We start from the raw sequence: 19,985 nt of genomic DNA on the forward strand, positions 1-19,985 counted from the left end.
CCATGACTCAAGACACTTCACTTCGCTTCCGCGAGTTCAAGATGCCCGATGTGGGCGAGGGACTCACCGAGGCCGAGATCCTCAAGTGGTACGTCCAGCCCGGTGACACGGTGACGGACGGCCAGGTCGTCTGCGAGGTCGAGACGGCTAAGGCGGCCGTGGAGCTGCCGATCCCGTACGACGGTGTGGTGCACGAGCTGCGCTTCGAGGAGGGCACCACCGTCGACGTCGGCACTTCGATCATCACGATCGATGTGGCGCCGGGCAGCACCGACGCACCTGCCGAGGCAGTGGTGGAGACGCCTGTCGCGCCCGTCGCCGAGGAGGCAGCGCCCAAGGGCCGCCAGCCGGTCCTCGTCGGCTACGGCGTCGCGGAGACGTCCACCAAGCGCCGGCCGCGCAAGCCGGCTGCCGGCCAGGCTGTTCCCGACCGGCCGGCTCCCGAGGCCGCGAGCACGTACTACCCGCAGGCGCCCGCCGCCGCGGCGGTGCAGGGCGAGCTGAACGGCCACGGCGGCACCGCCACCGCGGGCCGCCCACTCGCCAAGCCCCCGGTCCGTAAGCTCGCAAAGGACCTGGGCATCGATCTGGCGACGGTCACTCCGACCGGTCCCGACGGCGTCATCACACGGGAGGACGTCCACGCGGCGGCCGCTCCGGCTGCCGCTCCGGCGCCCGTGCCCGTACAGGCCCAGCCGGAGCCGGTTCAGCTGGAGCCGGTCGCGCCTTCGGCGGGCGGTGCGCGGGAGACACGTATCCCGATCAAGGGCGTACGGAAGGCCATTGCTCAGGCGATGGTCGGCAGCGCTTTCACCGCGCCGCATGTCACGGAGTTCATCACGTTCGACGTGACGCGGACGATGAAGCTCGTCGAGGAGCTCAAGGCCGACAAGGACATGGCGGGGCTGCGGGTCAATCCGCTGCTGCTGATCGCCAAGGCGCTGCTGGTCGCCATCAAGCGCAACCCGCAGGTCAACGCCGCCTGGGACGAGGCCAACCAGGAGATCGTGCTCAAGGAGTACGTCAACCTGGGCATCGCGGCGGCCACACCGCGTGGCCTGATCGTCCCGAACATCAAGGACGCGCACGCCAAGACGCTGCCGGAACTGGCCGCCGCGCTGGGTGAGTTGGTCTCCACCGCCCGCGAGGGCAAGACGACTCCGGCGGCGATGCAGGGCGGCACGGTGACCATCACCAACGTCGGCGTCTTCGGCGTCGACACCGGTACGCCGATCCTGAACCCCGGCGAGTCCGCGATCCTCGCGGTCGGTGCCATCAAGCTCCAGCCGTGGGTCCACAAGGGCAAGGTCAAGCCGCGTCAGGTCACCACGCTCGCGCTCTCCTTCGACCACCGTCTGGTCGACGGCGAGCTGGGCTCCAGGGTGCTGGCGGACGTCGCCGCGATCCTGGAGAACCCGAAGCGGCTGATCACCTGGGCCTGATGCGTCAGGCACGATCCACAGGTCTGATGCGTCAGGTCTGAACCGCAGGTCACAAGGCCCGGGCACGCGACGCCCGGGCCTTGTTGCGTGACCGTTCGGTGTGCTCGAAGGAGCAGCCCGACCTGCCCTTGTCCGTCACCCCATGACTGGGCAGGCTCGGGCGGGGCCGCACACGATGACGGGGGATGGGGGAGCATCATGACTTCTGCGCGCCGTTCGGCGTTCTTCGATGCCGACGAGACGGTGATCACTGCCAAGAGCATGTTCGCCTTTCTGCGCCACTGGATGGCTCAGAACGGAGATTCCGGTTCCGGGTACGACAGGGTCATGGCGGACATCAGAGCGCTGGCCGCCGACAACGTCGACCGCAGCGAGATCAATCGCACCTACTACCGGCTTTTCAAGGGCGTGCCTCAGCGGGAGCTGGTGGCGGCGGGCCGCGATTGGTACGACGGGTACCGGAACGGGCCCGGCGCATTCGTCGGGGCCACGCTCGACGCACTGGACAGGCATCGCGCGGCCGGGGATCTGATCTGCCTTGTCTCCGGCTCGTTCCGTGCTGTTCTCGAGCCGCTTGCCGAGGAGATCACGGCGGAAACCATCCTGTGCACCGAGCCCGTGGTCGGCGAGGACGGGCTCCTCACCGGTGAGGTGCACCAGCCGATGATCGGCGCGGCGAAGACCGCCGCGGTGGCCGGTGTGATCGCCGCCCACCGCCTCTCACCTGCGGATTGCTATGGGTACGGCGACCATCTGTCCGACCTGGGGCTGCTGGAACAGGTCGGTAACCCGCATGTTGTCGATGTCGACCCGGCGCTGGTGGCCCTGGCGAAGGAGCGGGGCTGGCCGGTGCTGCCGGCCGCTCCCGCGGCTCTGCGGCAGCGCGACTGACCCCCGACCGTACCGCGGCAATTCATTCTGAATTAACCCCCGGAATTTTTGCGCCGGGGGTTCTTTCGTTCTCTTTCCTGTCGTGTTGCCAATTCATTAACGGAATCACCGGACGAGTCATTCGGGTATGCGCATTCGGACCAATGGTTATCCGGTAAACTTTTTTAGTACCCCTTTCAAATTTTCCATGGTGAGCTATATCACACGGGATGGCTGAATCTCGTCGGTATCCTTGACTTGTGCGCGGAGTCGGATGACCGCCGGCGCGCATCAAAGCAACAGGGGGGTAGTCTTGCTGGGCGTCTCGGAAATCAGGGAAAGAGAGATCTGTGTACGACGCGTCGTCGTGGCAATCGGGAATGGTCTGCTGCGTTACGGCGTCGAGAGGATGCTTCAACTGCCATCGGAAGTCGAGGTACGTTCCCTGCCCGGGATCGTCGACGCGCTTTCCGACGGTCTCGACGAGGGCGACATACTCATCGCCCTGCTGGGCGAGGTCGACGATACGGTGGCTGCGAAATTACGCAGGAACGAGGAGCGCGGTGTACGCATCATGCTCCTCATCGAGGACGACGATCTCGTAGATCTGCCCAAGGTGACCGGTATCAGGGCCGGTTTCGTGAAGATCAACGGGATCAACGAGGACACTCTGAACAAGGCTCTGGATGCTGTTGCCAGGGGGAACGTGCCCATCCCTCCCGAGCTCGCTCAGGATCTGCTTCTGCTCGCGACCCGGCGCAACGACGCTCCGCGGGGTCAGCTGAGGCTGACCCCGCGGGAGCAGGAGGCGCTTGTTCTCATGGTCGAGGGGCTGAGCAACAGGCAAATTGCCCGCCGGCTTCAGATATCTGAGCACGGTGCCAAGCGCCTGGTTGCCAATATTTTGGCAAAGATGGACTGCAACAATCGCACACTCGCTGTTTCGAGGGCGCTCCGCGAAGGCCTCTACGAGCGTTATGTGAAATCCCTGGGAATGAACTGACAAGACCCTCTACGAGGGAATATCGTAGAAGGCTGAATCACCCCAGGTCGCTGTCGCAAGGTGGCCCTCGGTATCGATGCCGAGGGCCACTGGCGAACTCAGCCCGGTCATGACGGACGTGACCGAACCATCCGTCTCCACCCGCTTGATCCGACCGGCCGCGCGATCGGTGACATAAACGGAACCCGCCTTGTCGGCCACGATTCCCACGCCCAGCCCGTCGAAGTCGTCGGAGTGGGTTTCCACCGTCCCGTCACGCTTGACGCGGGACAGCACACCACCCTCGTAATTCGATACATAGATCGTTCCGTCGGCGGTCTCGACCACACCCACCGGCGTGCGCAGCCCATCGGCCACCTTGCTGCTCTTCCCGTCCGGGGAGACGCTCATGAGCTCATCGGTCGCCCGGTTGGTCACCAGCAGGTTCTGCCGGGAGTCGAAGCTGATGCCGGTCGGTGTGTGGAAGCCGGAGGCGAATCTCTCCTTCTTCCCCGCGGCCGTGACGCGGTAGACGACATCGGCGTCGTAGTCGGCGATGTAGAGCGCGCCCTGCCCGTCCACGGCCAGACCGGCGGGGGCTTCCAGACCGGCGGCGTAGACGGAGCGCTTTCCGTCGCGGGTGATCCGCTCCACCGTGCCGGCGGACCAGTTGGACACGAACACCGAGCCGTCCCGGCCGTAGGCGAGACCGGTCGGCGACGAGAAGCCGGTGTACTTCGGCTTCCCGGCCTTCACCGGCTTCGCGGCAGGCCTGCCCTTGCCACCGGCGCCGCTGCCGGCGGTGTCACCGCCGCTGCCCGTGCCGCCGGACCCGGTCGGAGGGCCGGAGGACACCGAGGAACCCGGTGTCCGCGACGCGCTGCCGCGAGCCGCGTCGTCGTCGCTTCCACAGGCCGCCACGGAGGACATCAGCAGGCCGCCCACGAGAAGCCGCGGAAGGAGTGAGGAACGCATGACCACCTCTTGGGGGGAGTGGATGAGTGCGCCGACAGACAACGTACGAGTTGGAGCGCACTTCATCGCAAGTGCCGACCGGAGTGCGGGACGACTCAACGCCCCTTGCTGCGTACGAAATCGGTCACGGACTGCGCCATGTAGTCGATCTTCTCGTCGCTGAGGCCGGGGTGCACGCCGATCCAGAAGCTGTGCTCCGTGATGATGTCGCTGTTGGTCAGATCGCCGGCCACGCGGTAATTGGTGCCCTGGTACGCCGGGTGCCGGGTCAGATTGCCCGCGAAGACCTGACGCGTGCCGATGCTCCTCGCCTCGAGGAAGGCCACCAGCTCACGGCGGGTGAAGGGCGCGTCGGGCAGCACGGTGAGCACAAATCCGAACCAGCTCGGCTCACTGTTCGGCGTGGCGCTCGGCAGCAGCAGACCGGGCACATCCGCCAGCGCGTCGTGCAGCCGCTGCCAGTTGCGCCGGCGGGCCTCGACGAAGACGGGCAGCTTGGCCAGCTGGGTCAGACCCAGCGCGGCCTGGCTGTCGGTCGCCTTGAGGTTGTAACCCACGTGCGAGTAGATGTACTTGTGGTCGTAACCCTCGGGCAGTGTGCCGAGCTGCCAACGGAACCGCTTGGCGCACTTGTTGTCCTCGCCGGGCGCGCACCAGCAGTCCCGGCCCCAGTCGCGCAGCGACTCGACGATGCGCGCCAGATGCAGGTCGCTGGTGGAGACCACCCCGCCCTCGCCCATGGTGATGTGGTGCGCGGGATAGCAGCTGAGCGTCGACAGATCACCGAACGTTCCGGTCAGCCGGCCCTCGTAACGAGCGCCCAGCGCATCGCAGTTGTCCTCGACGAGCCACAGTTCGTGCTCCTGGGCCAGCTCCGCGATCTCGCGTGCCGCGTATGGATTTCCCAGCGTGTGGGCGAGGGAGATCGCCTTGGTCTTCGGGCCGATCGCCGCGGCGATCGTGTCGACGCTCGCGTTGTACGTGCCGAGTTCGGTGTCCACGAACACCGGCACCAGGCCGTTCTGCAGCACCGGGTTGACGGTGGTCGGGAAGCCCGCGGCGACCGCGATCACCTCGTCGCCCGGAACCAGCCGCCGGTCGCTGAGCTGCGGTGACGTGAGTGCGCTGATCGCCAGGAGATTGGCGGACGAGCCGGAGTTCACCAGGTGCGACTTGCGTACGCCGATGGTCTTGGAGAAGCGGCTCTCGAATTCCTGCGCGGACCTGGCCGCGACGATCCGCATCTCGAGTGCGGCCTCGACGAGCGCGACACGGTCCTCGTCGTCGAAGACCGGGCCGGAGGAGTACAGCGGAGTGACACCGGGCACGAACGGCCGGTCCGACTCTTCGGACTGGTGGAACTTGCGTACGGCATCGAGGAGCTGGGCTTTGGCCTCTTCGCGGCTTTCCGAGCCAGGCGCCTGGCTCTGTACGGGTGCGCTGGTCACACTGGACCCCTTGTCTTGTCTTCGTCGGGAGAGAGAAAGCAGGGCCGATCGCGATCGGCGGTGCGGATGCGGGGCTGGGCTGGTCAGCGTGTCTCGGTTTCGAAGGCCGTCTCGAGCAGGCGGACCGTCTCCTCGAGACCGGCGCGCGCGGCGTTGGCGTGTCGCAGCCGCCACGCGACCTCCTGCAGGCCGGGGTCCTCCAGCACGCTGTGCATGGATGCCCTGATGGCCTCCACCGAGGCCTCCTCCGGGTGCAGTACGTGCGCGGCCCCGACCGCCGCGATCCGGTCCGCGTGCTGGTACTGGACGCACATCTGCGGCAGTCCGAGCTGAGGAATGCCCGCGACGGTCGCGGCCATCGCGCTGCCCGCGCCGCCGTGGTGGATGACGGCGGTGCAGGACGGCAGCACCTGTGAGAGCGGCAGTGTGTGGATCAGCCGGGTACGCGCCGGACGGTCACGCAGCTGGTCCAGCTTGATGTGGTCGCCGACCGCGATGATCACATCGATGTCGAAGGCGGTCAGCGCCTGGACGGTGCGCTGGAGCACGTTGGCGTGGTCGCCACCGATCGGCGCGTTGCCGAGGGTGACGAGCACCCGCGGCGCCTCGGGCTCCTCGAACAACCAGTCCGGCATCAGGCCGGCCCCGTTGAAGGGGACGTACCGGCTGGGGACGGCGTTGGCCGGCGGGGTCCGCCACTGCAGCTCGGGCGGGCAGTTGTCGATGATCTTCCAATGGGTGTGCGACTCCTCGCCGAGGCCCCACTTGCGGCGCACGGGCCGCAGCGCCTCGGCGATCGGCTCGTCGACCGCGGTGTCCGCCAGCAGCCCCCAGCCGTGCAGAACCGTCGGCACGCCGATCAGGTCGGCCGCCAGGGGAGCCGCGTACTCCCAGTCGGTGCACACGATCAGATCGGGCCGCCAGGACTTCGCCAGCGCCACGGTCCGGTCCACGGTGCGCTCGGTGGCCGGCACGTAGTAGTCGATGATGTGGTCGGTCAGCTCCTCGATCGACGAGCCCTGCTGGGCCCTCCGCGTGCCGAGGTCGCCCAGCCGGAAGTCCTCGGCGACCGCCACGGACGAGATTCCCGCCTCGGCGGTGAGCCGCGCGAACCTGTCGGGCAGCGCGGCCAGTACCTCGTGACCGGCGTTCCGCAATGCCCACAGCGTCGAAATCATTGGATAGAGATGCCCCTGGTTGGGAGCACTGGTCGCCAGAATTCGCATTGCTCGAACATAAGGAATCCATATTCCATCGGTCAATGCCCGCCAATTATCAGTCCTTTGGGTGTAGCCGTCTGGTGCATGCCCTCACGGGCAGCCCAGAAGCGCCTTGTCGGGCGGACGGTGGCGCTGGCAGGGTCGTCGGCAATCGTCCTCGAATGCTGGACAGGTGAATTCCATGCGCATTCTGGTTACCGGCGGGGCAGGTTTCATTGGTTCGCACTATGTGCGCAGCCTCCTCGGCAACGATCCGAACGGCCGCGCGGTGGAACGGCTCACCGTGCTCGACAAGCTGACCTATGCCGGAGACAAGAGCAATATCGCGCCACATCTGGCCGACCCTCGCCTGGCATTCGTGCACGGCGACATCGTTGATCCGGAGCTGGTCGACGAGGTCATGGCCGGCCAGGACGTCGTGGTGCACTTCGCCGCCGAATCGCACGTCGACCGGTCCATCGCCGAAGCGTCGGTCTTCGTCCGTACGAACGTGCTCGGCACAGAAGTGCTGCTCAGCGCGGCCCGGCGGCATGACGTCCACACCTTTGTGCATGTCTCCACCGACGAGGTCTACGGCTCGCTGGAGCGGGGCTCATGGCCCGAGACCGACCCGGTCGACCCCAACTCGCCCTACGCGGCCAGCAAGGCTTCCTCGGATCTGCTGGCCCTCGCGTACCACCGTACGTATGGAATGGACGTACGGATCACGCGCTGCTCCAACAACTACGGTCCGTATCAATTCCCAGAGAAGGTCATTCCGTTGTTCGTGACCAATCTGCTCGAAGGGAAGAAGGTACCGCTCTACGGCGACGGAACGAACGTGCGCGACTGGCTGCATGTCGACGACCACTGCCGCGGAATCGAGTTGGTGGTGGAGAAAGGGCAGCCGGGTGAGATCTACAACATCGGCGGCGGACAGGAACTGGCCAATATTGAACTGGCCGATCTGCTCCTCGATGCCCTGGGCCACGGCCGGGAAATGATCGAGTACGTCGAGGACCGCAAAGGACACGACCGCCGCTACTCCGTGGACTGGTCGAAAGCGCGCGCGGAAATCGGCTATGAGCCCAGGCACGACTTCTCATCCGGACTCGCCGACACCATCGCCTGGTACCGGGAAAACCGCGACTGGTGGACAGCTCTGAAGAAAAGGTGAATCGCTGATGCGTGGAATCATCCTGGCGGGAGGCGCCGGCACCCGGCTTCGGCCGCTGACCTCGGTGACATCGAAACAGCTGCTCCCGGTCTACGACAAGCCCATGATCTACTACCCGCTCTCGGTCCTGCTGCTGGCGGGGATCCGCGAGATCCTGATCATCACCACCCCGGAGAGCCATCAGGACTTCCACCGGCTCCTCGGGGACGGCGAGCGGCTCGGTATCCGGATCGAGTACGCCCAGCAGGACGAGCCGCGGGGCCTGGCCGACGCCTTTCTGCTCGGCCGCCGCTTCATCGGTGACGACCAGGTCTGCCTGGTGCTGGGCGACAACATCTTCCATGGCCAGGATCTGCCGACCATTGTCCGCAAGGAGGTCGCGCAGCTCGAAGGGGCGACCCTCTTCGGCTACCAGGTCGACGATCCGCGGCGGTACGGCATCGCGGTGCTGGACGAGGAAGGGCGGCTGCTCGACATCGAGGAGAAGCCCACCGAGCCGAAGTCGGACCTGGCGGTCACCGGTCTCTACCTCTATGACAACGACGTGGTGTCGTACGCGGCGGAGCTGTCGCCCTCCGCGCGCGGCGAACTGGAGATCACCGATATCAACCGGCGCTATGTGGAGCAGGGCAGGGCGCGGCTGGTGAATCTGGGTTCCGGCACGGCATGGCTGGACACCGGCACCCACGACAGCCTCTTCGAGGCGGCCGGCTATGTGCATGCCGTGCAGACGCGGCAGGGAGTGCAGATCGCCTGCATCGAGGAGGTCGCCTTCCAGATGGGGTTCATCGGCGCCGCCGATGTGGCCAACAGCATTGACACCTACGGGCCTTCGTCGGACTACGGACGTCATCTGGCGCGACTGCTGGCCTGAGCGGCAGCAGGGCCGCTGAACAGATGGATGGCCGTCCCCGGGTGCGGGGACGGCCATCCGTTGTCGGTCGGTCCGGGAGCCGGTGGTGTCAGGAGGTGGTGGCGCCTGCCGTGGTGAGCTTCTGCGCCAGCAGGTTCAGCACATCGTCGAGGGTGTGCTCGACGGTGATCTCCTCCTCGTCGACGGGGGTGGAGAACTCGGACTCCAGGGCCGTGGCGAACTCCACCAGGGCCAGCGAGTCGAACTCCAGGGACTCCAGCGTCGGGCTGCCCGCCAGCGCGGCGGGCTCGAGGCCGAACGTGGAAACCAGGATTCCGGTCACCCGGCTCTTCAGGTCGCTCATGGGTCGCTTCTCCTCATCGGTGGTTGACGTCAAGCGGTGACTGCGGTGACATCCGGCCAGCGCAGCACGGTCGATGCCCAGGTCAGCCCGCCGCCGAAGGCCGTGAGCAGGACGCCTTGGCCCTGCCGCAGAGTGCCGGAGGCGGCGGCGTCGGCGAGCGCGAGCGGGATCGAGGCGGCTGAGGTGTTGCCCACCCGCTCGATGTGGGAGACGACCCGCTCGCTCGGGATCTCCAGATCGGCGGCGACGGCGTCGAGGATGCGCTGGTTCGCCTGGTGGGCGACGACATGGTCGAGGGTGTCGGTGGTCCAGCCCGCGCTCGCCAGTACCCGCCGCGCGGACTGCGACATATGGGCCACGGCATTGCGGTAGACCCTTTTGCCCTGCATCTGGAAGTAGTGGTCGGCCCGTTCGACGCTCCGCCCCGGGGTCGAACGCTGCCGGGAACCGCCCGCGGGCACCGTGATCAGATCGGCGAGTGCGCCGTCGCTGCCCAGGTCGTACGGTCCGAGCGCGCCCTCCTCGTCCGCTCTGCCCGCACGGACCACCACAGCGCCCGCCCCGTCCCCGAACACCGCACGGGTGGTGCGGTCCTGCGGGTCCAGGATGGTCGAGTAGGCGTCCGCGCCGATCACCAGCACCCGCTCGGCGATGCCGGCGGCGATGAATCCCGAGGCGACGGCGAGGCTGTAGACGAATCCGCTGCACACGGCCGCCACGTCGAAGGCGGGTACGGGGCCGAGACCGAGCCGCCCTGCCACATCGGGTGCGGTGGCCGGGCAGGGCCTGTCCGGAGTGGTGGTGGCCACCACCACCGCGTCCACGTCCGAGGCACCGGACGACTTCAGGGCGCGCAGGCCCGCTTCGACGGCGAGGTCCGAGGTGGCCATTCCCTCGTCGATCACATGCCGCTGGGCGATGCCCGTACGGCTGCGGATCCATTCGTCGCTGGTGTCCAGTTCGGCGGAGAGGTCATGGTTGGTGACCACTCGGGCCGGCAGCCAGGAACCGATACCGGTGATGACCGCGGCCCTGTGGTGACTGTGCGGTTCTGAAACCATGTCGTTCATCCCCTTGTCGAAGCCTCGTTGAAGTCTTCCAAGTGATGCTGGATATAGGGAATTTCATGGAAGCCTGCTTCGAAAGTATTCATTGAATTCGGCGAGCGTCAACGAGTATCTAGGCGATGCTTGCAGGTCACATCGGGCGGCGTAGCCGATCGGCCACCCCGGTCTGGCAGTTGTGCCGCGGGAATTCAGGAAACTAATGTCCATGACGTACTTCCTGTGCGGTTGTTACGCCGCAATTACCGGGAGAGGAACAGTAGATGAGCACCAACGTCATGGTGGTCGCGGACCGCTTCACCGGATTTGTTCAGTCGGACGACGTCCGCACCGTCTCCGGGCTCACCGCGGAGATCAACAAGGGCGTGTTCGACGACGGACAGGGCGAGGTCCTGCTGCACGGCGGCCAGGGCGTCGGCAGTTTCGAGCGCGGGTACCTCCAGCAGGCCATCGACCGGCGCAAACTGACCGACCGGATCCGCTTCACCGGCGAGCAGGTGGAGCCGGAGGGCCGCGATGTGGTGCACAAACACAGCGAGAACAACGTTCTGCTGGCCAACCTCCACCGGGTGGAGGGCGCACGCTACACCGCTGACATCCGGGTGCACGGCGACAATGAACTGCTGCTGGACCACCAGACCGGAGAGCATGTCCAGGGCATGGTCATCGTCGAGGCGGTGCGTCAGCTCTTTGTCGGAGTCTTCGAGTGCGGGTACCGCAACCGCTGGCCGCTCAGCGATTTCTACATCGTCTGGAACTCCGTGGACCTGACGTTCGAAAACTTCCTCTTCCCGCTTCCCGCGGAAATTCACTGCACAGTGCACGAACTTTCGGTCGAAAAGCCCGAAAGACAGCTGGACTTCGCCCTCGACGTGGAGCTCAAACAGAGCGGAAAGCTGACGGCTTCGGGCCGGGTCGGCTTCTCCGGATTTCCCCGCCAGAAGATCGCCGTACTCGAGCGTCGCAAGGCCCAGAAGGCGCTCCAGGGCCTCCTTGAGACCAGCGCCTGACCTCTTCACTTCTCCAGTTCACTTTCCAGGAGGAAATCCTCGTGTCCGCACGCCTGTTGCTCGTGACCGAAGTGCCGGTGCAGAGCGAAGAGATCGACAAGACCATCGCGGCCTGGACCGCGCACAACGCCGCATCCGAGCACGGCGGCTCCGTGCTCTACCGCTCGATCGACGACGCGGACCTGCTGGTGGAGCTGACGCCGGTCACCGGCCTCGCCGAGATCGCCGAGCGCGACGCGGCCCACCGAGAGCTCGCTGCCACCATCGCGCCCGCCCTGGCCGGTGACTTCCGCCGCCAGGTCGTCGAGTTCGTCGAGGCGCCGAAGGACACGGACGAGCCGCTGCCGGCGACTGCGTACATCCAGCTGAGGCATGTCGAGGTGAAGCCCCCGGTGCACGACGCGTACCGGGAGTGGCGGGACCGCACGATCTTCGACGTCGTACGCACACACGACGAGGTCGAGGTCTTCCTGGCCTACCACTCCCTGCTGAGCACCGAGCCCGGCGTGCTGTTCGTCTCCGGGTTCTCCGTCGAACCCGATGTCTACCAGGCGGTGTTCACCTCCCCCCGCTACCAGGACATCGTCAAGCAGGCCGGCGACACGTACATCACCGACCGGGGTCTCTACACCCGGATCTACGCCCGCGTCGAGAACTGAGGGGCCCGGACGATGACTGAGCTGAAGCAGACGGACCGCGATGTGGCCGTCGTCAGCGGGGCCACCGGCGGAATCGGCGGCGCGGTCGTGGAGCGGCTGGCCGCGGACGGGGCCCATGTGGTGCTGCTCGGCCGTGACGCGGCCCGGCTGGAGGCGGCGAGGAAGCGTATCGCCGACGTGCTCGACAAGGAGGGCGACGGTGCGCACGAGCTCACCGCCGTGGTTCTCGACATCAACTCGACCGCGTCGGTCGAGGAAGGCGTCGCCCGGGTGATCCAGCATTTCGGCCGGATCGACGTGCTGGTGAACGCCGCGGGCGACGGCCCGGTGGCTCCCCTGCTCGAATCCACCGACGAGCAGTGGAACACCACGGTCAACAGCAAGCTGTTCGGCGCGATACGGCTCACCCGGGCGGTCGCGCGGGCGATGGCGGAGCGCGGAACGGGCCGGATCGTCTTCATCAACGGTTCGTTCCGCCGCGAGCCCGATCCACTCTTCGTGATCAACGCGGTCGCCAACGCCGGGCTCGGCGGATTCGCCAAGGCGATCTCCCGCGACCTGGGCCGGAGCGGACTGCGGGTCAACACCGTGGACCCGGGTGCGACCGACACCGATCTGTGGACGCAGACCCTCGCGGACCTCGGCCGGCGCTTCGGCATCAGCCCCGAGCAGGTGGGCGAGGACTTCCTCGGCAAGACACCGTACGGATCGCTGCCGACGCCCGCCGATGTCGCCGAGGCGGTGGCCTATCTCGTATCGCCCGGCGCCGCGCAGATCAACGGTGCCTCGATCACCGTCGACGGCGGCGCGTCGGTGGCGCTGTAGGTGGAGGAAGCCGAGATGGTCACCACGGCACAGACATCCTCATCCGCCGCCGAGCGTTCCACGGCGGCGGCCTGGCGCGCGGCCGTCGTCGCCGCGGCAGCGACCTGCTGCGCGGTCTCCACCATCTATATGACGCAGCCGGTCTTCCCCGAGATCGCCGCGTCCTTGAAGGTCGGCCCGGAGGACGCCCGGTTCGTCTTCACCGTGGCGAGCTTCGCGTACGCCCTGTCGTTCTTTCTCTTCGGGCCGCTCTCCGACCGGTTCAGCAGCAAGGCGCTGGGCGGCAGCGGAGCGGTGACGGTCGCCGCGCTGATCGCCCTCGCCGCCGTGGTGCCCGACTTCACGGTGTTCGCGCTGCTGCTCGCGGTGGCCGGGATCGCGGCCGCCGCGGTACCGGCCGCGATGATCGCGCTGATGCCGAGAATCGCTCCCGACGGTCTGGTCGGGGTCTTCTTCGGACTGATCATCGGCGCCACGGTCGCCGGCATCACCCTCGGACGCTCCTTCACCGGCGTCGTCGCCGGATGGGCCGACTGGCACAAGGCGGTGCTGCTGCTCGCGGCGCTCAATGTGCTGACCGCGGTGCTGCTGCGGCTGCTGCCGACACCGCGCGCGGACCACCTCCGGGCCCGCAAGCCGGTGGGGCAGGCGTATCTGGCGGCACTGCGGATGTTCGGACAGGGGCCCGTGGTGCGGCTGTTCGGCGTCGGCGCGCTGCTGTTCTTCGGCTATCTCGGACTCGTCACGTTTCTGACGTACCGGCTGCAGGGCGCTCCGTTCCACTACACCGCCGGTGGGATCGGCGCGGTGAGCCTGATCGGTCTGACCGGTGTGCTGGGCGCACCGCTGGCCGGCCGGCTGAGCAGCCGGATCGCGCCGCGCCAGGTGGTGCTGCTGGGCCTCGGCCTGGTGATGGCCGGTGTCGCCACGCTCGGGGCGGCATCGGGCACCACGCTGCTGGTTGTCGGGATGCTGCTGCTCTTCCTGGGCGTCTTCTCGTGCCAGCCGGCCGTGCTGGTGCTGCTGGCCCGGGCCGTGCCCCAGGAACAGCGCGGCGCCGCCTCGTCCATGTACATGCTCGTCTGCCTGCTCGCCGGCAGCGCCGCCAGCGCCGCGCTCGGTCCGGTGTGGACCGGTGGCGGCTGGGGTGCCGTGGTGGCCACCGGCGCGGGCTCGGTGGGACTCGCGGCCGCACTCGCGGCGCTCGGTTTCCGGGACAGCACAGCGGAAGGGAGTGGCTCGCGATGAGCCGTTCGCAGAGTTACCGGCTCAGCCCCACCACCCAGGGGCCGTCGTATCCGCCCAGTGAGATCGTCGACGCCGACGGAGACTTCGTGGTGATCGGGATGATCAACCGGGAGGGGCCTTCGGGCGGTGTCGAACGGTCCTGGGGATCCGCGATCGTGAGCCCCAAGAGCGATCTGCCGGCGTTCGGCGAGCAGCTCCCGTACACCGTCGTACGTGAGCTGGGCAGCGAACTCGGTCCGGCGGATGAGGACATGGTGCTGTATACGCTGCCGCTTCCGCTGCCGTGCAACAACTACCCGATGGTCTTCGCCCCCGAGCAGCGGCCCGACGCGAACGGGATCGTACGGCCGAGCTATCCGCTGCATCAGGCGCCGATCCCCGATCTGCGGCCCGAGGACGGGCCCAAGGTGACCGAGCCGATCACACTCGGCCGGTGGGTCCAGGCGGAGGGGGTGCTGGAGGTGGAGCTCACTCCGGACGGCCGGGGAGCCGATTTCCGGATGGAGTTCGGCGGGCTGGTCCCCAACAGCCTCTACACGGTGATGTCCCTGCGGCAGCACGACCTGGACCCGGCGGGGCCCACCCGGCCGGGGCCGCTGGGCGTGCCCAATGTCTTCGTCACCGACGAGGACGGCAGCGCGAGCTACCGCGCGACCATGCCGCACCCCTTCCCGGCGCCCGGCACGCCGGGAGCGAACCGCATCATCAATGTCGTGGTGCTGTGGATGAGTTATCAGCAGAACTACGGTGGTGCCATCGGCTGGTTCGGTCTGGGTGGCGACATTCATGCCCAGTTGAAACTTCAGAAGCCGGAATTTCACGAATTCGTAACGACGGAATGAATTGAGGTTGGTGGCTGTGCCGTTCATCACTGTGACCACGTGGCCGAATCAGACGGATGAGAAGAGTCAGGAGCTCATCGAGGAGATAACCAAGGCCACGCACAAGGTCACCGGAGCGCCGCTCGACAAGATAGCGGTGGTCATTCAGGAGATTCCCCAGAATCGCTGGGGCGAGGGTGGGATCATGGCTACGAACCCGGAATTTCCGGAGTTGAGCCGGCGCCGGAACTGAGCCGGCGCAGGTCCTGAACCATGGAACAAGGAGTCTTCCAGGCATGGCAGTTGAGTCCCACAGCGAAAAGGACCGCTACACCAGGGGGTTGGCCATCCTTCAGCAACTGGCCGCTGAGGAACGTCCTTCGGTGCTCGACAGCTTCTCCGACATCGCACCGGATCTCGGCCGGTTCACGGTGGAGTTCCCCTACGGCGACATCTATGCCCGCTCATCACTCACGCTGCGTCAGAGGCAACTGGCGACAGTGGGTGCCCTGACGGCTCTCGGACATGCCGCACCGCAGCTGAAGTTCCATATCTCGGGAGCGCTCAATATCGGCGTGACCCGGCGTGAGATCGTCGAGGCGATCCTTCATGTCGTGGTGTACGCGGGATTCCCGGCGGCCATCAACGGCCTGAATGTCGCCAAGGCGGTGTTCGCGGAGCGTACGGACGACAGCGACGAGGCCCCGCACGCCGTCAGTGAGCACGACGAGGCGCCGCGCTACGACCGTGGCTGGGACGCGCTCGCCGAGATCGACGGCGACGCGGGCGAGGCCGTGATCGAGAGTCTCAAGGACATCGCCCCCGATCTCGCCCGCTACATCGTGGAGTTCTCCTTCGGGGACATCTATACGCGGGGCGGTCTCGACCTGCATGCCCGCGAAGTGGTGACGATCGCCGCCTGCACCGCGCTGGGTACGGCCCGCCCCCAGCTCAAGGTTCATGTGAAGGGGCTGCTCAACGTCGGCGGCACCCAGGACGAAGTCGTCGAGACCATCCTGCAGATGGCTGTCTACGCCGGCTTCCCCGCCGCGATCAACGGCATCACGGCCGCCCGCGAGGTGTTCGCGGAGCGGGCGGAGCGTTCGGGCCCGTCCGGCGACTGAGTACGCCCCGGCTGCCGGACGGGCCGGTCACCGGCTAGTCCCTCAGGTTCGGGAACGCGCGGGCGGCGCGCGGCGGCACGGCGAAGGTGGCCCGGCTCCGGACATCCATCACGGAGTTGATGCCGTTGTTCCTGCGGACGCCGATACCGCCGTGGTGCCCGCCCGCGTCGGCCGCGTTCATCACCGCGCGGGTGGCGTTGAAGTCCTCCATGGTGCGCTGCAGGGACACGAAATGTGTCCCGGGCGCGCCATGGTCGAGCGTCGCGAAGTCGCGCCGGTTGATCCGGGGACGCCCGTACAGCCGGGCGCGGCCGGTGGCCTGCGCATGGCCGACCTGTCCGTGCGCGGCGGCCAGCGCCGGCAGCCGGTCCGCGTCGCTCTTCGCGTCGTCCACCAGCTTCTCGGCCTCGTCGGCGCCGATGCCGGGCGCGTACATCTGCGCGCTGCGGGTGTCGCGGTCCTGCTCGTACCAGCTGTCGAGGTCGAGCTCGATATGGCTCACATGCATGGTGGTGCCGCCGGCCAGCGGGCCGTCGGTGATCGTGATGCTCTCCTCGGTGGCCTGGTTGCCGCGCAGACCCGAGTGGAAGCCGAGCAGCAGCGGCGCCTTCGGGGAGAGCCCGCGTTCGGGCAGTCGCTCGGCGGGCAGCCCGATCCCGACGAAACCGGTGCGTACCTCACGTATCCGCAGCCGGGTGCGCTGGTCGAGCGGGCCGGGTCCGAAGAGCGCCTCGGTGATCTCGGCGAGGCGGTCCTCGTCGTCGGACGCGAGATGCAGACAGGCGTCGATGTCCTCCAGCACCGGGTTCTCCCAGCGCGCCATGGGGATCGCTCGGGGTACGGGCGAACGGACCGCGGTGTGCCGCGCGTACCAGCCGAAGCCCCAGCCCAGGCAGCTGAGCAGCCCGTGGGGTCCGTGCGGGAAACGCTCCTCCAGGGCGGCGAGCGCATCCTCCAGGCGCTCGGCGTCCGCGGCGGTGGGGTGGTCCACGACATCGAGCATGAGCAGCCGGTGGAAGCGCGGCGCGAGCGGGCGCCCCACCTCGTCGGTGAGAAAGGTCGATTCCCATGCGTGCTGGGCCTCGGGCAGTTTCATACGGGTTCCTTGTCGGGCGCGGCGTCGGGCTGCGGATCGGACTGGGCGTCGGGCCGGGCGTCGGGCCGAGGTGCGGGCCGCGGACCGGACCGGGCGTCGGGCTGAAGGCGGGCGTAGGCGGCGGCCCAGTCGGCAGGTGGCGCGCCCGGCTCGCTGAACAGCCCGAAGGTCGTACGGACGGCTCTCCCGCTCTCGATGGCCGCGACCAGCGCCACCGCGATGTCCGCACGGGAGACCATGCCGTCGGCCTGCGGATCCTGGGTGAGGGTGATGGCGTGCGCACCGGGCGGATCGTCGGTGAGCCAGGTGGGGCGGACGATCGTGTACGGCAGTCCGCAGGCGCGCAGATCCTCTTCGGAGGCGATCCTGGCCGGCAGCTGGGTGGCGTCGACCCGGCTCAGCGGGTGGGCATTCCCATGGCCGACGACGAAGGAGCTCACCAGCAGGATGCGCGGGGGCGTGGGCAGTTCGGCGGCAGCGGCGAGCAGGGTACGCATGGCCTGCTGGGCGTGCAGGCGGGCATCCCCGCGCTTGGGGACGAGGACGGCGGCGTCGGTGCCGGCGAGCGCCCGGCGGACGGGCCCGACCTCGTCGTAGGTGCTGAGCCGGCGTACGTCGTGCCCCCCGGCGCCGGCGAGTTCCGCGAAGTGCACCGCGGTGGTGCCGGGCGACATGGTCCCGGCGATGACGAGTCTCATGTCAGCACGGTAGGAGCGGGAAACCGCGGAGGGGAAAGACCGAACCGGTCTCAACTCATAGGCCACGGGTATGAGTTCGCCGCGATCCGTATCCTGGCTCCATGATTCCGGAGGCGAGGCTGCTGCGCTATTTCCTCGCCGTCGCCGAGGAACGGAACTTCACCCGCGCCGCCGAGCGACTGCACATCGCACAGCCGTCGTTGAGCGCACAGATCCGCCGGCTGGAGTCCCAGCTGGGCGTACGGCTGCTGGAGCGGACCACCCGTGTGGTGCGGCTGACCGAAGCGGGCCGTGCGGTCCAGGAGCGTGGCCCGGCCGCGCTGGCGGCGCTCTTCGAGGTCTGGGACGCCGCGCGCCGCGCGGGCCGCGGCGAGCTCGGCCGGATCCGTATCGTCTACAGCGCGAGCACCGGGTACGGCACCGTCCCCCACCTGGTGGAGTCGCTGCACCGGCATCATCCCGACATCGAGGTGAGCGCCGAGATGCTCCGCACGCCCGATATCGGTCCGGCCGTGCTGGAGGGCCGTGCCGACGTCGGTATCGCGCGTACTCCGGAGCCGGCCGGGGGTGTGCGCGTGCGGCCACTGCGCTGGGAGCGCCGGGGGATCCTGGTTGCCGCGGGCCATCCGCTCGCGGCGGCGGCACCGGGCGTCCACCCGGCTGCGATCGCCGCGTTCCCCGTGCTGGCGCATCCGCGCGAGGCCAACCCGGCCCACTACGACGAGCTGGTGGAACTGTTCCGCCGGGCCGGCGTACGGCCCCGGCTGGTCGAACGGCCGGTGGCCTTCGACCCCACCCAGCGGGTCCTGCGCGACGCGGAAACCGTCGCCCTGGTCGGCGAGGCCTCCGCGGACGGACTCTCTCCGTGGCTGCGGTGGCTGCCGCTGGCCGAGCCCCATGACCGGCTGCTGGTCGCGCTCGTACTGCCGGACCCCGCGCCCCCGTCGGCCGAGCGCTTCGAGCGGGTGGCGCTCGAGGCGGCGGCGGAGGCCGGCTGGCTGCCCGGCTGACCGGCCGCCGTCACAGCGAGACGCCGACGCGTATCGCGTCGGCGTCTCGGACGCTGGGCAGCCGGATCAGTCGCGCTGGGCGCCCCTCGGCAGGGTCCGCAGCTCCATGGTCTGCGCGGTGCTGGAACCGAAACCGAAGTCCAGCAGCTTGGCCGCGTCGTTGTAACGGTCGGTGCCGTTGAGGACGACTCCGACGTAGGTCTTCGTGCCGCGGGTGGCCGCGAAGACCAGGCAGGGGCCGGCCGTCGTGCCGGTGCCGGTCTTTATGCCGACGGCGCCGCTGTAGGAACCGAGCAGCTTGTTGGTGTTGTACCAGGTGTACGTGCGGGTGCCGCCGGTGCTCGTGGTGGCGGCCGCCTTGTACTGCGTCGCCTTGACGACATCGCGGAAGGCGGCGCTGCTGAAGGCGTGCCGGGCCATCTTCGCGAGGTCGGCCGGGGTGGTGTAGTTGCTGCCGGCCGAGGAGATGCCGTCGAACGAGTCGTACTTGGTGTTCTTCAGGCCGAGCTGGGTGGCCTTCGCGTTCATCTTCCCGATGAACGACTTGGTGCGGGCGGCGGTCGTCGTGCCGGTGCCGAAGGTGTCGGCCAGCGCGTAGGCGGCGTCGCAGCCGGAAGGCAGCATCAGCGCGGACAGCAGCTGACGGACGGTCACCTTGTCGCCCGTCCTCAGGTCCGCGGTGCTCGCGCCCTCCCGGACGACGTAGTCGCGGTACGCCTGCTTGATGGTCACCTTGCGGTTCAGGTCGACACCGGGGGTGGTGAGGACCACTATCGCCGTCGTGACCTTCGTCGTACTGGCCATCTGGCGGCGGAGGTCGTTGGCCTTGCCGTAGACCGCCTTGCCCGTCGCCTGGTCCAGCAGGAAGCCGCCCTTGCCGCTGATGGTCGGTATCGGCTGCGCCGCCTGGGCGGGCGCGGCCAGGGGCGAGGCCGTCACCAGCAGGCCACCCGCAAGGACGACCGTGGCGGCTCTGCGCAGGCCGGTGTGGCTGAGTGTCAAGGAAACGCTCCGAGTTCGCGAATGCGTTGAAAAGGGACTAATGGGACCCGAGGCTCAAGAGGGTCCCGATAAGAGACCCATGAGCGCGCCAAAAGGATGTACGTGACGGCGCGCCAGT

General features: G+C 67.9%; 21 protein-coding genes. 13 read left to right on the forward strand and 8 right to left on the reverse strand.

What is annotated here, in order from left to right:
- Positions 1-2: 2 nt before the first annotated feature.
- From ACWDZ6_RS04805 to ACWDZ6_RS04815, 3 genes are all read left to right on the forward strand, one after another.
- Positions 3-1,442 (forward strand): dihydrolipoamide acetyltransferase family protein, encoded by a 1,440-nt coding sequence (locus ACWDZ6_RS04805; RefSeq protein WP_451501672.1) that lies wholly within the window; start codon positions 3-5, stop codon positions 1,440-1,442.
- Between the two features lie 198 nt (positions 1,443-1,640).
- Complete coding sequence (locus ACWDZ6_RS04810; protein ID WP_451501673.1) at positions 1,641-2,333, forward strand: HAD family hydrolase; 693 nt, start codon at positions 1,641-1,643, stop codon at positions 2,331-2,333.
- Positions 2,334-2,586: 253 nt separating this feature from the next.
- Positions 2,587-3,315 carry a helix-turn-helix transcriptional regulator gene (locus tag ACWDZ6_RS04815; protein ID WP_326651231.1) on the forward strand — a complete coding sequence of 243 codons (729 nt, stop codon included), beginning with the start codon at positions 2,587-2,589 and terminating at the stop codon, positions 3,313-3,315.
- A gap of 9 nt (positions 3,316-3,324) precedes the next feature.
- Here the strand turns inward: ACWDZ6_RS04815 and ACWDZ6_RS04820 are convergent, their stop codons facing one another.
- The 3 genes from ACWDZ6_RS04820 to ACWDZ6_RS04830 all read right to left on the reverse strand — a co-directional run bounded on the left by ACWDZ6_RS04820 (position 3,325) and on the right by ACWDZ6_RS04830 (position 6,943).
- Positions 3,325-4,269: a Vgb family protein gene (locus ACWDZ6_RS04820; RefSeq protein WP_451501674.1), complete on the reverse strand. Its 945-nt coding sequence runs from the start codon at positions 4,267-4,269 to the stop codon at positions 3,325-3,327.
- 95 nt (positions 4,270-4,364) lie between these two features.
- Positions 4,365-5,717: a lipopolysaccharide biosynthesis protein RfbH gene (rfbH, locus tag ACWDZ6_RS04825; RefSeq protein ID WP_451501675.1), complete on the reverse strand. Its 1,353-nt coding sequence runs from the start codon at positions 5,715-5,717 to the stop codon at positions 4,365-4,367.
- 83 nt (positions 5,718-5,800) lie between these two features.
- Entirely contained in the window at positions 5,801-6,943 is a 1,143-nt protein-coding gene (locus ACWDZ6_RS04830; RefSeq protein ID WP_451501676.1) for a nucleotide disphospho-sugar-binding domain-containing protein, read from the reverse strand.
- A gap of 175 nt (positions 6,944-7,118) precedes the next feature.
- Between ACWDZ6_RS04830 and rfbB the strand changes: the two genes are divergently transcribed.
- Together rfbB and rfbA are read left to right on the forward strand one after the other, a co-directional pair.
- Positions 7,119-8,093: a dTDP-glucose 4,6-dehydratase gene (gene rfbB, locus ACWDZ6_RS04835; RefSeq protein WP_366731501.1), complete on the forward strand. Its 975-nt coding sequence runs from the start codon at positions 7,119-7,121 to the stop codon at positions 8,091-8,093.
- Positions 8,094-8,100: 7 nt separating this feature from the next.
- Positions 8,101-8,967 carry a glucose-1-phosphate thymidylyltransferase RfbA gene (gene rfbA / locus ACWDZ6_RS04840; protein WP_366731502.1) on the forward strand — a complete coding sequence of 289 codons (867 nt, stop codon included), beginning with the start codon at positions 8,101-8,103 and terminating at the stop codon, positions 8,965-8,967.
- Positions 8,968-9,055: 88 nt separating this feature from the next.
- Here rfbA and ACWDZ6_RS04845 read toward each other — a convergent pair whose 3' ends face one another.
- Complete coding sequence (locus tag ACWDZ6_RS04845; RefSeq protein WP_451501677.1) at positions 9,056-9,310, reverse strand: acyl carrier protein; 255 nt, start codon at positions 9,308-9,310, stop codon at positions 9,056-9,058.
- A 29-nt stretch (positions 9,311-9,339) separates the two neighbouring features.
- Positions 9,340-10,371 carry a beta-ketoacyl-ACP synthase III gene (locus tag ACWDZ6_RS04850; protein WP_451501678.1) on the reverse strand — a complete coding sequence of 344 codons (1,032 nt, stop codon included), beginning with the start codon at positions 10,369-10,371 and terminating at the stop codon, positions 9,340-9,342.
- Positions 10,372-10,637: 266 nt separating this feature from the next.
- On the opposite strand from ACWDZ6_RS04850, the gene ACWDZ6_RS04855 reads away from it, so the two are divergent.
- From ACWDZ6_RS04855 to ACWDZ6_RS04885, 7 genes are read left to right on the forward strand one after another with little or no spacing between them, the layout of a single operon-like run.
- On the forward strand, positions 10,638-11,384 hold the full coding sequence (locus ACWDZ6_RS04855; protein WP_451501679.1) for an AfsA-related hotdog domain-containing protein: 747 nt from the start codon (positions 10,638-10,640) through the stop codon (positions 11,382-11,384).
- Between the two features lie 41 nt (positions 11,385-11,425).
- Positions 11,426-12,043: a hypothetical protein gene (locus ACWDZ6_RS04860; RefSeq protein ID WP_326651242.1), complete on the forward strand. Its 618-nt coding sequence runs from the start codon at positions 11,426-11,428 to the stop codon at positions 12,041-12,043.
- Positions 12,044-12,055: 12 nt separating this feature from the next.
- Positions 12,056-12,868 carry an SDR family NAD(P)-dependent oxidoreductase gene (locus ACWDZ6_RS04865; protein WP_451501680.1) on the forward strand — a complete coding sequence of 271 codons (813 nt, stop codon included), beginning with the start codon at positions 12,056-12,058 and terminating at the stop codon, positions 12,866-12,868.
- A gap of 15 nt (positions 12,869-12,883) precedes the next feature.
- Positions 12,884-14,116, forward strand: coding sequence for an MFS transporter (locus ACWDZ6_RS04870; protein WP_451501681.1), 1,233 nt, complete (start codon positions 12,884-12,886; stop codon positions 14,114-14,116).
- Complete coding sequence (locus tag ACWDZ6_RS04875) at positions 14,113-14,958, forward strand: hypothetical protein (RefSeq protein ID WP_451501682.1); 846 nt, start codon at positions 14,113-14,115, stop codon at positions 14,956-14,958. Before ACWDZ6_RS04870 ends, ACWDZ6_RS04875 begins: the two co-directional genes overlap by 4 nt.
- Before the next feature lie 16 nt (positions 14,959-14,974).
- Positions 14,975-15,190 carry a tautomerase family protein gene (locus tag ACWDZ6_RS04880; RefSeq protein ID WP_326651247.1) on the forward strand — a complete coding sequence of 72 codons (216 nt, stop codon included), beginning with the start codon at positions 14,975-14,977 and terminating at the stop codon, positions 15,188-15,190.
- A gap of 43 nt (positions 15,191-15,233) precedes the next feature.
- Complete coding sequence (locus ACWDZ6_RS04885) at positions 15,234-16,061, forward strand: carboxymuconolactone decarboxylase family protein (RefSeq protein ID WP_451501683.1); 828 nt, start codon at positions 15,234-15,236, stop codon at positions 16,059-16,061.
- A 34-nt stretch (positions 16,062-16,095) separates the two neighbouring features.
- On the opposite strand, the gene ACWDZ6_RS04890 is transcribed toward ACWDZ6_RS04885, so the two are convergent.
- Both ACWDZ6_RS04890 and ACWDZ6_RS04895 read right to left on the reverse strand, forming a co-directional pair.
- Positions 16,096-17,157, reverse strand: a complete 1,062-nt coding sequence (locus tag ACWDZ6_RS04890; RefSeq protein WP_451501684.1) for a DUF7405 family protein — start codon at positions 17,155-17,157, stop codon at positions 16,096-16,098.
- Positions 17,154-17,855: an NAD(P)H-binding protein gene (locus tag ACWDZ6_RS04895; protein ID WP_451501685.1), complete on the reverse strand. Its 702-nt coding sequence runs from the start codon at positions 17,853-17,855 to the stop codon at positions 17,154-17,156. Before ACWDZ6_RS04895 ends, ACWDZ6_RS04890 begins: the two co-directional genes overlap by 4 nt.
- A 101-nt stretch (positions 17,856-17,956) precedes the next feature.
- Between ACWDZ6_RS04895 and ACWDZ6_RS04900 the strand changes: the two genes are divergently transcribed.
- Positions 17,957-18,865, forward strand: coding sequence for a LysR family transcriptional regulator (locus tag ACWDZ6_RS04900; protein ID WP_326651252.1), 909 nt, complete (start codon positions 17,957-17,959; stop codon positions 18,863-18,865).
- A 66-nt stretch (positions 18,866-18,931) separates the two neighbouring features.
- On the opposite strand, the gene ACWDZ6_RS04905 is transcribed toward ACWDZ6_RS04900, so the two are convergent.
- Positions 18,932-19,867 carry a D-alanyl-D-alanine carboxypeptidase family protein gene (locus ACWDZ6_RS04905; protein ID WP_451501686.1) on the reverse strand — a complete coding sequence of 312 codons (936 nt, stop codon included), beginning with the start codon at positions 19,865-19,867 and terminating at the stop codon, positions 18,932-18,934.
- Between the last annotated feature and the right edge of the window lie 118 nt (positions 19,868-19,985).

Source organism: Streptomyces sp. NPDC002926, assembly GCF_053591755.1.